A 12,155-nucleotide genomic window follows, 5' to 3' on the forward strand; every position below is an offset into this window, starting at 1 on the left:
GCGATTATGCCGTTTTGGCAAAAAGGGCGTAGAAAAAGCCATCATGTTCCGGTGTCGGCAGGAGTTGACCATCTGCGGGAATAAAATCAGGTAAAGGCAGTCGTTCTGCGTTGGCATGCCGAGCCGCAAATGCACTCGCTGCCTCGGTATTTTCCGCCGCAAAAACTGAGCAGGTAGCGTACAGGAGTTTGCCGCCTGGCGCTACGAGTGGCCAGAGTGCATCAAGCATTTGGGCTTGCTGGCGTGCGAAACCTGCAAAGTCTTCAGGACGGCGCAGCCACTTGATATCCGGGTGGCGGCGCACCACCCCGGTTGCGGAGCAGGGCACATCCGCCAGGATGCGGTCAAATTGTTTGCCATCCCACCAGGTGTCAGGCTGGCTGGCGTCGCCCAGCTGTAAGGTGGCGGTCTGGCCCAGCCGGTCTACGTTTTCCTGTACACGGCGAAGTCGGGCTGCATCGTTATCGATGGCGGTTAAGCTGACTTTGGCCAGCTCTAAAATATGGCCACTTTTTCCACCAGGCGCCGCACAAGAATCCAGCACGCGCTGGCCATCGGCTACATCTAAAATCCTTGCGGCATATTGCGCGCCCAGATCCTGTACTGAAACCCAGCCATCAAAAAAGTGTGGTAAACGATCAACACCAACCGGGTTTTGCAGCTGAATGGACAGCCCGTCGCTTGAGCTGGCGGCTATTTCATCCTGAGCTAAAAGGGCGATATAGGCATCGCTGGTGGTTTTGTTCAGATTAACCCGCAGGGTCATTGGCGGATGCTGATTATTGGCCAGCAGGATATTGCGCCATTGTCTTGGATAGGTTTTGCGCATGGCCGAAATCCACCATGCAGGGTGTGAGTACTGGCCGTATTCGCTGTTTTGCGCCATTTTGAAGAGATCGTCTTTCTGGCGAAGGAAGTTACGCAGCACGCCATTCACCAGGCCCTTACCGTGGCCCGCACCGGTTTGCATCGCCACTTTAACGGCGTGATCCACAATGGCGTGCGGGGCAGAGCGGCTAAATTGCAGCTGGTAAATTGCAACCAGCAGCAGCGCTTTCAGCTCTGGCTCGTGCAAGGGCTTTTGCAATAGCTGTTTTAAAATACTTTCGATTAAGCCCAGCTGACGCAGGGTGCCGTAGCTTACATCCTGAATCGCGCCTTTTTGGCGCGGCAATAGGCTGGGGTCTTCGCGCCAGACTTTATTTAAGGCTTCGGTCAGGTTTTGGCCGGCGAGTACGCCGGCCACAATACGGCTGGCAAATTTTTGAGTAGCAAGCAAAATATTCTCTTTCTGTGAAATGGCCGCCAGTACAAACGCTGGATCTGCAAGGCAGAAGCATCTGTGACTGTGTGTTTAATTAACCGCGTGCAATGGCGTGCAATCTTGCAACGCGTTCTGCTGTTTGTGGATGGGTGCGAAATAAATCTGATAATCCACCGCCAATCAGCGGGTTGATAATCATCATTTGCGCGGTTTCCGGATGGGCATCAGCAGCGTGCATGGGGATGCCCCGTGCGTAAGCCTCAATTTTTTGTAAAGCATCGGCCAAAGCCAGCGGATCGCCTGAAATACGCGCGCCACCGGCATCGGCTTCAAATTCCCGTGCACGGGAAATCGCCATTTGAATCAGCGAGGCAGCAATCGGGGCCAAAATGGCCAAAGCAATGCTGATAATCGGATTCATTGGCCGGCCATTTTCATCGCGGCCGCCAAAAAACATGGCAAAGTTAGCCAGCGCAGAAATGGCTCCGGCCATGGTGGCTGAAATGGTTGAAATTAAAATATCGCGGTGCTGAACGTGCGCCAGCTCGTGGGCCATCACCCCGCGTAATTCACGGTAAGAAAGCACCCGCATAATGCCTGTGGTGGCGGCAACGGCGGCATTTTCCGGGTTGCGCCCGGTGGCAAAAGCGTTGGGCTGGTCTTCATCGATGACATAGACTTTTGGCATGGGCAGGCCTGCATTTCTGGAAAGCTCTTCCACCATTGCATAAAGTTCGGGCGCGCTATGGGCATCAACAGGGTGAGCGTTGTACATACGCAACACCATCTTGTCTGAATTCCAATAGGCCCAGACATTCATTCCGCCCCCTAAAAGCAGGGCCAGCAGCATGCCGCTCTTGCCGCCGAGCATTGCGCCTATCATGGCAAAGAGGGCAATAATGCCCGCCATCAGAATGCTTGTTTTTAGCCAGTTATTCATTTTCTACCCAGAAAATCAGATTGATTATCATCAGATGCTTTTTTTTTAGAAAAATTCAATCTCTGTTCTCTGCCAATTAAAACCAGAGCCTGTCAGGGTTTGCGCTGCTTAAACCGGTATTCCCCGGGATTTTGCCAGTGGTCGCTAAAACGGCCACCGAAAGAGAATGACGAACACGTTTGGGTCAGACTTTTACCTGCCGCTGCACCCAAAGCGCTTTCTTATTCCCCTAATTTTAAGCCTGCCTCAATGCTATTGCCCGACAAAAATGCGGCCGCTGTAACTCGTTTGCTGCCTGCTTTTTGCAGCTCGGTAATTCTGAGTGAGCCGCTGCCACAGGCAACAAGCAGCCCGTCTTTATCAGCAGCCAGTACGGTACCGGGAGCGCCGCTTTGCTGGCAAACCGTGGCCTGCCAGATTTTCAGTGCCTGCCCTGTCAGCAGTGTCTGAGCCGAAGGAAAAGGATTAAAAGCACGGATCATCTGATCAAGCTCGGCTGCGGATTTGTGCCAGTCGATTTGTGATTCTTCACGCTTTAGTTTATCGGCGTAAGTCACACCCGCTTCAGGCTGCAACTGGCGTGTTTGCTGCAGTGCGGGCAGATTTTCCAGCGCTTCAATCAGGGCTTTTGCTCCCTGGGCTGCCAGCTTATCGTGCAGGCTGGCCGTGGTGTCGCCCGCTTCGATGGCTGTGCGGTGGATGGATAGCATGTCCCCCGTATCAAGGCCCGCATCCATTTGCATAATGGTAATGCCAGTCTCAGTATCTCCAGCCAGAATTGCCCGGTGAATGGGGGCTGCACCACGCCAGCGGGGCAGTAGTGAGCCGTGGATATTCAGGCAACCAAGTTTTGGTAAATCAAGCACGGCCTGCGGCAAAATAAGGCCGTATGCCGCGACAATCATCACGTCTGCTTTTATTTCGGCTAATGGGGCCTGTTGCTCCGGAGTACGCAGCTTTTCCGGCTGATAAACGGGGATGCCATGCTGCTCTGCCAGTACTTTCACCGGCGATGCTGTGAGCTTCATTCCACGCCCTGCGGGGCGGTCAGGCTGAGTTAAAACGAGAGCAATGTCATGCCCTGCCGCAATCAGTGCTTGTAGCGCACAAGCGGCAAAATCCGGCGTGCCGGCAAAGATTATTTTCATTTTGTATGAGCCACGGTGGGCTGCTGTCGGGCCTGTATTGTGGTGAAAATACCGCAATACAGGCCAGAGGGCGGCAATGAGTTACATGGTTTTACGCTGATTTTTTTTAAGTTTTTGCACGATACGGCTCAATTTCAGCTTGGAGAGCTTTTCTACAAAAACTTTACCATCCAGATGATCTAATTCATGCTGAATGCAAATGGCGAGTAAACCGTCGGCTTCTAATTCAAAGATTTCGCCTTTAATATCAAGGGCGCGGACTTTAACCCGTTCGGCGCGTTCTACTTCTTCGTAGATGCCAGGAACAGAAAGACAGCCTTCTTCCCACATGGTTTTTCCATCCATCGTTACGATTTGAGGATTAATCAGCGCCATTAGGCTATTTTTCTCTTCAGAGATATCGATCACAACAACACGCTGGTGAACGTTCACTTGTGTGGCTGCTAAACCGATGCCTGGAGCGGCGTACATGGTTTCACTCATGTCGCGAACCAGCTGCTGTAAGCGATCATCGAATACAGTAACTGGCTTGGCAATGGTGTACAGCCTGTCGTCGGGGTAGTGCAAAATATTTAGAATGGCCATTTTAGTCTGTGCAAGTAAGAGCGGTGATTGCCACAAGCAAATTTCTTGCTTGTGGCTGTAAAATAAGCAGTAGTCAAATAAACATGTTCCGAAAAACTGATGTAAGCACTCGGCTAACATCTTTTTCGGCGGAGAGAAATCGCCATCATGCGAAAAACAATTATATCGCTACTTTGGGTAGGCGTACTTTTATCTGGGTCTGCTGTTGCAGATACTCTTGCCATGCAGGATAACGCGCCTGATCGTTATGTGGTGGTAAAAGGCGATACCCTCTGGGGTATTTCGGGTCGTTTTTTGAAACAACCGTGGCGCTGGCCGGAAATTTGGCAGCTTAATAAAGCGGACATTAAAAATCCACACTGGATTTATCCGGGTGATGTGGTGCTGCTGGATAAGAGCAGCGGTGAACCGCGTCTGCGCTTGCTTAAAAACGAAAAATCGCCTGCATCTGCGCCGGTTTCGGGCAAGGTGTCACCGCGTATTCGCTCGACCTCTCTGGCGGATGGCGCAACACCAAGTATCCCTTTATCTGCAATCAGCCCCTTCCTGAATAAACCACTGGTGATCGATAACGAAACCTTCGCCGCCGCACCGAGAATTGCCGCTGGTCCGGATGAGCGTGTGATTTTTGCCAGTGGCGATAAGGTCTATGCAGTTGGCCTGACAGGTGAAGTTGGCGATAACTGGCAGGTTTTCCGTGATGGTAAAAATCTGATTGATCCTGACGATCCTGAAAGAAAACGGGTCATTGGCCATCAGGTTGAATACCTAGGGGATGCCCGTCTGGAGGTCACAGGTGATGTGGCAACATTGCGCCTGACTTCTTCAAAAGAAGAAATTCTGGTGGGCAGCCGCCTGATTCGCGCCAATGAAGCCCCTTTCCTTAATTTTGTACCGCATGTGCCGGAAACCCCGGTGAGTGGCCGTGTGGTTTCATCTTATGGTGGAGTGGCTGAAGCGGGGCCTCTGACAACGGTTGTGATTAATCGCGGCTCAGATCAGGGTGTGGATGTGGGCAGTGTGTTTTTTAACTACAAGGCTGGCCGCCTGATTCGCAAGGAAAATCGCAACGAGCCTGATCGTTATACCCCGGTAGAGAAAAACGGTAATTTATTTATTTACCGTGTTTTCCCGGCGTTTTCCTATGGCTTAGTGCTGGATAGTACCCGAGCGGTGAATGTGGGCGACGAGGTGAAAACGCCTTGATGAGCGAGGATGAAGTGCGGCTTTGGCTGCGCTTCACCACCGTGACCAAGGTGGGGCCCAGAAAGCAAATTGCGCTTTTAAGCCGCTTTGGAACGCCAGAGGCCGTTTTTGCAGCCAAACCGGCCGAGCTGGCTGAAGTTCTGAGCCCCTTAGTATTAAAAGCCTGGCTGGATAGCCCGGATATTGAAGAAACTGTCCGGCAAACCCTTGCCTGGCAGGCAGAAGAAGGCAATCGTCTGCTGTGCCTTGGCGATGCAGATTACCCGTCCAGCCTCCTGGATTTACCCGATGCGCCGGTACTCTTGTATATAAAAGGGCGCACAGATTTATTGTCTGCTCCGGCACTGGCCATTGTTGGCAGCCGGAACGCCAGCCCGCAGGGCATCATAAATGCAAGAGAATTTGCTCAGTGCTTCAGCGGGGCCGGGCTTAGCGTGGTGAGCGGCCTTGCTGCAGGGATTGATGCGGCAGCCCATCAGGGGGCACTTGCAGCCGCTTCATCGACCATTGCGGTGGTGGGTACGGGGCTCGACCGGGTGTACCCGGCCAGCAATCGTGAATTGGCACATCAAATTGCCAGTGATGGCGTGATCCTTTCTGAGTTAGCCTTAGGCAGTCCTCCCAAAGCAGAACATTTTCCCCGGCGTAACCGAATCATCGCCGCCTTGGGGCTGGGGTGTCTGGTGGTTGAGGCTACCGTGGGAAGTGGCTCCTTGATAACGGCGAAACAGGCCGCAGATATAGGGAGAGAGGTTTTTGCCATACCAGGCTCTATTCACTCGCCCATGGCAAGAGGTTGTCATCAGCTGATCAAGCAGGGAGCCAAGCTGGTTGAGTCAGCTGAGGATGTATTATCCGAGCTGGCTTGGGCTAGCCCCGTGCAAGGACCAGGCAAGCAAAAAGCATCAAAAAGTAGTCCTTTTTTACAAAATATGGGTTTCGATCCCGTCGATATTGAAACATTGTCACAACGCAGCGGCTTGACGACAGACAGGCTATCCGCGATGCTGTTGACCTTGGAGCTTGAAGGTTGCATTGTCGCCCTGCCCGGTAGCCGCTATCAGCGGATTGCCTGAGCAGGGCGTAAGTATTTGCTCTGTCCATTTTGGATGCTTGCTTGCCCCGCCCGATTTCCTGCTATATCCATAGAGCTGATTGTTTTGGATATGTATGCAAAATGTTGTGAGATGCGCTGCTTATAGTAAGGGATGTGTTTTTTTTGCTCAGGTATGCACTTGTAAAACAAGGGTTTGCCGTCATTAATACGCCACCTGCTGTTAAGTCAGTCCTTTAATTTATGTATAAACGTGCCGGGGACCCATGCCCGCAAATCTATTGATTGTCGAATCGCCGTCTAAGGCGAAAACGCTGCTTAAATATCTTGGTAAGGATTTCCAGATCCTTGCTTCCTATGGTCACGTCCGTGGATTGGTCAGAAAGGACGGCTCGGTTGATCCCGAGAATGACTTCAAAATGAAATACCAGGTGATCGAACGGAATAAAAAACACGTCGATGCGCTGGTTGCCGCTGTGAAAGAATCCACCAATATCTTTCTGGCAACTGACCCGGACCGCGAAGGTGAAGCGATTTCCTGGCATATCATGGAAATTTTACGCTCTAAAAAGCTGCTGACTGCCAGTCGCACTTTTAAGCGCGTGGTGTTCCATGAAATTACCGAAACCGCCGTACTCAATGCCGTGGCAAATCCGCGCGATATTGACAGCGATCTGGTGAATGCCCAGCAGGCACGCAGTGCTTTGGATTACCTGGTTGGATTTAATTTATCCCCGTTGCTTTGGCGTAAAGTGCGCTCCGGCCTGTCGGCTGGCCGTGTGCAAAGCCCGGCGCTTCGCCTGATTTGCGAGCGTGAGATCGAGATTCGCGCGTTTACCTCGCAAGAATACTGGTCAGTTCACCTTGATACCCATCAGGGCCGAAGCAAGTTTGGTGCAAAACTGACCCAATGGCAGGGCAAGAAGCTCGAGCAGTTTGATATCCCAGATACAGGTACGCAAGAGAGCATTCTTGATGCGCTCAGCGGCCAGACTGCTGAGATTCAGGCCGTAGACAAGAAAAAGAAATCGCGCAGCGCTGCTGCGCCGTTCACAACGTCTACCCTGCAACAGGAAGCGGTTCGTAAACTGGGTATGACCACCGATCGCGCTATGCGTACAGCTCAGCAGCTGTATGAAGGGATGAGCATTGGTGGTGAAACCGTCGGTTTGATTACCTATATGCGTACTGACTCGGTGGCTCTGGCCAACGATGCGCTGGATGAAATCCGTGCGTATATTGGCGAAAAATTTGAGAAAGAATACCTGCCTAATTCGCCGGTTATTTTCAAAAACAAAGCCAAAAACGCACAAGAAGCGCACGAAGCGATTCGCCCGACTTCGATTTATCGCTCGCCAGATGCGGTTAAAGCCTATTTAACAGCCGATCAGTTTAAGCTTTACCAAATGATCTGGAAGCGTACCTTAGCCAGCCAGATTGCTGCGGCTAAGTTTGATACGGTAGCAGTTGATATTGCCGTTGGCCTGGATGCCATTTTCCGCGCCACTGGCCAGACCTTGGTATTTCCTGGCTTTATTGCCGTTTATCAGGAAGATACCGATGATGAAGAAGAAGAAGACGAAGCACGCCTGCCGGTACTGAATGTGGGCGATAAGCTACCGGTAGATAAGTTATCCGGTGAGCAGCACTTTACGCAGCCGCCACCGCGCTTTACTGAAGCTTCTTTGGTTAAATCGCTGGAAGAATTTGGTATTGGCCGCCCATCTACCTACGCATCGACGATTAAAACGCTGAAAGATCGCGAGTATGTGATCCTTGATAAAAAGCGTTTTACCCCGACCGATACCGGCGAAGTGGTGAATAAATTCCTTACTGAGCATTTTACCCAGTATGTGGATTACAACTTCACTGCCAAGCTGGAGGATAAGCTGGATGAGATTTCTACCGGTAAACGGGATTGGATTCCGGTGCTGGCAGATTTCTGGAAAGGCTTTCACAAGCAATGCGAAGAAAAAGCCGGCTTATCGCGCAAAGAAGTCACCCAGGAAGAAATGGACGAAGACTGTCCAAAATGTGGCGTGGCAAAACTGGCGATCCGCTTAGGTAAACGCGGCCGCTTTATTGGCTGCACTACGTATCCGGAATGCGATTACACCCGCAATCTGGGGGATGACGCCGATACCGCGCCGACCGAACCTGAAGTCGTACCTGACCGCACCTGCCCGAAATGTGAATCGGCACTGCATATCAAGGTAGGGCGTTATGGTAAGTTTATTGGCTGCTCGGCCTATCCAAAGTGTAAGCATATCGAGCCACTCGAAAAACCGCGTGATACGGGTGTTGAGTGTCCGGAATGCAAAAAGGGCAGCCTGATCGAGAGAAAGAGCCGCTATGGTAAGCTCTTTTATTCGTGCAATACCTATCCGGATTGCAAATACGCAACCTGGAATCCACCGATTGCCGAATGTTGCCCGCAGTGTAAATGGCCAGTGATGACCATTAAGGTGACCAAGCGTCGTGGTACAGAAAAAGTGTGCCCACAGAAAGAATGTGGTTATGTGGAAGTCATCGAAGGGCCTGCGCCAAAAGCTGAAAAAGCCGAGGCGGAGTAAGGTGTTGGGGTGAGCTTGATGCTCACCCTCATTACCTTTGTAGGGCGGAAATAATCCGCAATGCTTAGTTTCAGAGTCCCCGAATCAGCACTTTGGGGTACTCTTCAAAAGAGGTTTGCCGTGCAGCGCAATGTATTATCTGATCCTGATTTCGAACTTCGGAGCGAACTTGGGCTGTTGCAAACTTACTTTGAAGCTTTTGACAGCACCGTGGCGGCTTTGCTCGATACCAGCAAGCAAGACATGCTGGAGGCTTTGCAAATTTTGGCCGAAGCGTCTAAAAGCAGCGCGGCTTGCCTGTATCTGAATACCCCTGATAATCAGGTTTCGCATCTGACTTCTGCATGGCGCTCCCCCGAGACCCGCCTTGCTGATTTCACGCCAGATCCCTGCCGCTCGCTTGATTACAGCAGTTATCCGCTGCTGGCAGATACGCTGGCTGTGGGCATGATGCTGAGTAAATCTCTTTTAGAATTACCCCTTGCTGAACAAATGCTGATGGCACAAATTGGTGTTCGTCAGCTTTTGTGCATTCCCCTGCTTGAAAAAGGCGAGCCATTTGGTTTTCTGTGTTTTTTAAATGATGCAGAAATTCAGCGCAGCCGCAGTGAATTACGCCTGCTGGCGATGCTGAGCAATCATGTGGCGCAGGCAATGGTTAAAAAGCGGGTAGAGCAGGAGCTGTTGTGCAATCAGCAGCGCTTACGTGCCTTGGTTGGCGTGCTGCAAGATATGGTGTTTGAGTGCAATCAGCAAAGCGTGATTGTCAGCGTATGGTCCGGGCATCCGAATTTGCCTTCTGCTGAAATGCTGCAGGGGCGGGCGATTATTAGTGTCTTGCCCTACGAGCTGGCATCGGAGCTGGTGCGTTATTTGCCGCGTATTTTGCAAAATAAAGAAAGCGCCCAATTTAACTGCACGGTACAAACCATCAATGGGCCTGTGTATTTACTGGTTCGTTTGCAGCCTGTGCAAGCACCAAACGGGCAAAACCATGCGGTGGTACTCGTCCACGATGTAACGGCGCTGATGCTGGAAGACGCGCAGCGCAAGACCATGCTGGATACGCTGAATTTACTTGAAGAAGCGGTGATCGATCTGGCGCCGACCGGCGAGCTGGTGCGCACCACGCCTGCATGGGCAAAGCTGCGTGGTCTGGATTTGCGTGAAATGGCCAAAGACCTGGGGCAGCCACTATTTGCCTGGGTGCATTCTGGCGATGGAATGCTGATGGTTGAGGCACTCTCAAAAATACTCAAAACAACCGAGCCTGTCAGCCAGCGTTTCAGACTGGTTCAGGGCAGTGGCGAATATCTGTGGGTGGAAGCCCGCCTGATTGCTCACCGTACCCCTGATGGCTTGTTAGCGGCGATTCGCGGGGTATTGCGCGATGTTACTGTCAGCCATTTAAATGAGCAGCATATTACCCAGCTGGCGCTTTACGACACGCTGACCAAGCTGCCCAATCGCCTGATGCTCGATAGCGAGATTCACAGCGCGATCGACAGAGCCCGTATTCAAAACACCAAAGTTGCGCTTGGTTTTATCGATCTGGATCACTTTAAGCAGATTAATGATGCATTTGGTCACCAGGTTGGCGATGAGCTGCTCGTTAATGTGGCGCGGCAGCTGGAAAGTGTTTTACGTGAAAATGATGTGATCGCCCGCTGGGGCGGGGATGAGTTTGTGGTTTTAATCCCGGATTTAAGTGATTTAAATGTGATGCGGGAGTTATCTGAGCGCCTGAAAAACGCCGCCAGAAAAGGCGTCACCATCAACGGCATGGAAACTCAGCCGACTATTTCGCTGGGCTTTGCTGTGTTTCCGGATAACGCAGAATCGGGTGAAGAGCTTCTTTCTGCGGCGGATCACACCATGTATCACGCCAAGCATACCGGGCGTAATAATGTCTGTTTCTACAGCGATATTGTGCATTTAAAGGCGCTGGGCCGTGAACATGTCGCCATTCAGTCCCGCCTTTCAACTGCCATCCGCGATCAGCGCCTGCAAGTGTTTTACCAGCCTGTGGTGGATGGCAGAACGGGTGAAGTGCTGATGGTTGAAGCGCTGGCACGCTGGCAGGATGAGCAAAGCGGCTGGATCAGCCCTGAGTTATTTATCCCCATGGCCGAAAAAGTTGGTCTGATTCAGGAATTATCCGAGCTGGTGATAGAGCAAAGCTTTATTAAACTGCGCGAATGGCGGGATGCAGGCCTTAAGCAAAGATTGATGATCAATATCTCGCGCAGCCAGCTGTTTCAGCCGCAATTTGTGACTCAACTGAATGAGAAACTCATGCAGCACCGCCTGCGGGCCGAAGATGTGGTGCTGGAAATCACCGAATCGGTTGCGCTGACTGATTACTCGCGCCAGCTGCGTCATTTACGCCAGCTCAATGCATCGGGCTTTGAAATCGCCATTGATGATTTTGGCACCGGCTATTCATCGCTCTCCCAGCTGCATGAAATGCCCGCGCAAATTATTAAAATTGATGTCTCTTTTGCCCTGCGCCTGCATACCGAAGACGGCCGCCGCATTATGCAGGCCATTGTGCAGCTTGGCCTGGGGCTGGGCTTAGAGATTATTGTGGAAGGCGTAGAAAACCTGGAAACCGCCCGCTTTCTGCAAGGCCTGGGCGTGCAGTGCATGCAAGGCTTTTACTTCAGCGAACCTGTGCCCAGTGGCGTGGCCGAGCTGTGGATGAGGTTGGGTTTGCAGGCGAAGATTTAGCCGCTGCTGTTTTAAATTGAAAATCACTTTAAAAAAGCCGTCCCTTGAACTGCACCCCAAAAGTTGGACACCCGTCCATATTTTTGGGGTGTTTTTATGTCCAAGTACTCAACGCAATTCAAGCTCTCTGTCGTTCAGCAATATTTAACTGGCGAAGCGGGTATCAAAACGATCACCAACCAACACGGCATTGAGCAGGCCATGTTTCGTCGCTGGGTGAGGTCGTTTCGCCAGCATGGCGAATCGGGTTTAGCGCCCAAATACAGTCATTACAATGCAGCATTCAAGCTCTCCGTGCTCCAGCACATGTGGGATAATCATCTCTCCCAGCAGGAAACGAACGCTTATTTTGATATTCGTAGCCCCACTTGCTTGAATCAATGGAGCGCGCAGTATGACACTGGCGGAATGGCTGCCCTTGAACCTGCAACTAAAGGTCGAAAGAAATCACCTATGCCCATTACCGAAAACAACACTGCGCCGCTGCCGGCCGACGATGAAACCCGTAGCCGCGAAGAACTCATTGCAGAAAACAAACGCCTGCGTTTAGAGGTGGCCTACATAAAAAAGTACAATGCCTTAGTTCAAGCCAAAGCCCAATCGGCGCAGCAGAAGCCACGCAAATAGTGCTTGAATTAAGGCCGCAGTTTCCATT

Annotated in this window: 9 protein-coding genes; 5 read left to right on the top strand and 4 right to left on the bottom strand. The window is 51.6% G+C overall.

The genetic code is table 11. The annotated features are described in order from the left end of the window. Nucleotides 1–4: 4 nt before the first annotated feature. From rsmB to def, 4 genes are all read right to left on the bottom strand, one after another. On the bottom strand, nucleotides 5–1,279 hold the full coding sequence (rsmB, locus tag CSQ88_RS03485; RefSeq protein WP_099396709.1) for a 16S rRNA (cytosine(967)-C(5))-methyltransferase RsmB: 1,275 nt from the start codon (nucleotides 1,277–1,279) through the stop codon (nucleotides 5–7). Between the two features lie 79 nt (nucleotides 1,280–1,358). Continuing rightward, nucleotides 1,359–2,204, bottom strand: coding sequence for a zinc metalloprotease HtpX (gene htpX / locus CSQ88_RS03490; protein WP_099396710.1), 846 nt, complete (start codon nucleotides 2,202–2,204; stop codon nucleotides 1,359–1,361). Nucleotides 2,205–2,425: 221 nt separating this feature from the next. Continuing rightward, nucleotides 2,426–3,352: a methionyl-tRNA formyltransferase gene (gene fmt, locus CSQ88_RS03495; protein ID WP_099396711.1), complete on the bottom strand. Its 927-nt coding sequence runs from the start codon at nucleotides 3,350–3,352 to the stop codon at nucleotides 2,426–2,428. 81 nt (nucleotides 3,353–3,433) lie between these two features. Beyond that, nucleotides 3,434–3,937: a peptide deformylase gene (def, locus tag CSQ88_RS03500; RefSeq protein WP_218962988.1), complete on the bottom strand. Its 504-nt coding sequence runs from the start codon at nucleotides 3,935–3,937 to the stop codon at nucleotides 3,434–3,436. A 147-nt stretch (nucleotides 3,938–4,084) separates the two neighbouring features. On the opposite strand from def, the gene CSQ88_RS03505 reads away from it, so the two are divergent. The 5 genes from CSQ88_RS03505 (at nucleotide 4,085) to CSQ88_RS03525 (ending at nucleotide 12,127) form a co-directional block, all read left to right on the top strand. Next, complete coding sequence (locus CSQ88_RS03505; protein ID WP_099396713.1) at nucleotides 4,085–5,143, top strand: LysM peptidoglycan-binding domain-containing protein; 1,059 nt, start codon at nucleotides 4,085–4,087, stop codon at nucleotides 5,141–5,143. Beyond that, nucleotides 5,143–6,219 (top strand): DNA-processing protein DprA, encoded by a 1,077-nt coding sequence (dprA, locus tag CSQ88_RS03510; protein WP_099396714.1) that lies wholly within the window; start codon nucleotides 5,143–5,145, stop codon nucleotides 6,217–6,219. Before CSQ88_RS03505 ends, dprA begins: the two co-directional genes overlap by 1 nt. A 244-nt stretch (nucleotides 6,220–6,463) precedes the next feature. Beyond that, entirely contained in the window at nucleotides 6,464–8,770 is a 2,307-nt protein-coding gene (gene topA / locus CSQ88_RS03515) for a type I DNA topoisomerase (RefSeq protein ID WP_099396715.1), read from the top strand. 120 nt (nucleotides 8,771–8,890) lie between these two features. Continuing rightward, nucleotides 8,891–11,500 carry an EAL domain-containing protein gene (locus CSQ88_RS03520; RefSeq protein WP_180273512.1) on the top strand — a complete coding sequence of 870 codons (2,610 nt, stop codon included), beginning with the start codon at nucleotides 8,891–8,893 and terminating at the stop codon, nucleotides 11,498–11,500. Nucleotides 11,501–11,596: 96 nt separating this feature from the next. Continuing rightward, nucleotides 11,597–12,127: a helix-turn-helix domain-containing protein gene (locus tag CSQ88_RS03525; RefSeq protein ID WP_099396717.1), complete on the top strand. Its 531-nt coding sequence runs from the start codon at nucleotides 11,597–11,599 to the stop codon at nucleotides 12,125–12,127. Nucleotides 12,128–12,155: the final 28 nt, after the last annotated feature.

Origin of the sequence: Iodobacter sp. BJB302 (genome assembly GCF_002735645.1) — a bacterium.
GTDB lineage: Bacteria > Pseudomonadota > Gammaproteobacteria > Burkholderiales > Chitinibacteraceae > Iodobacter.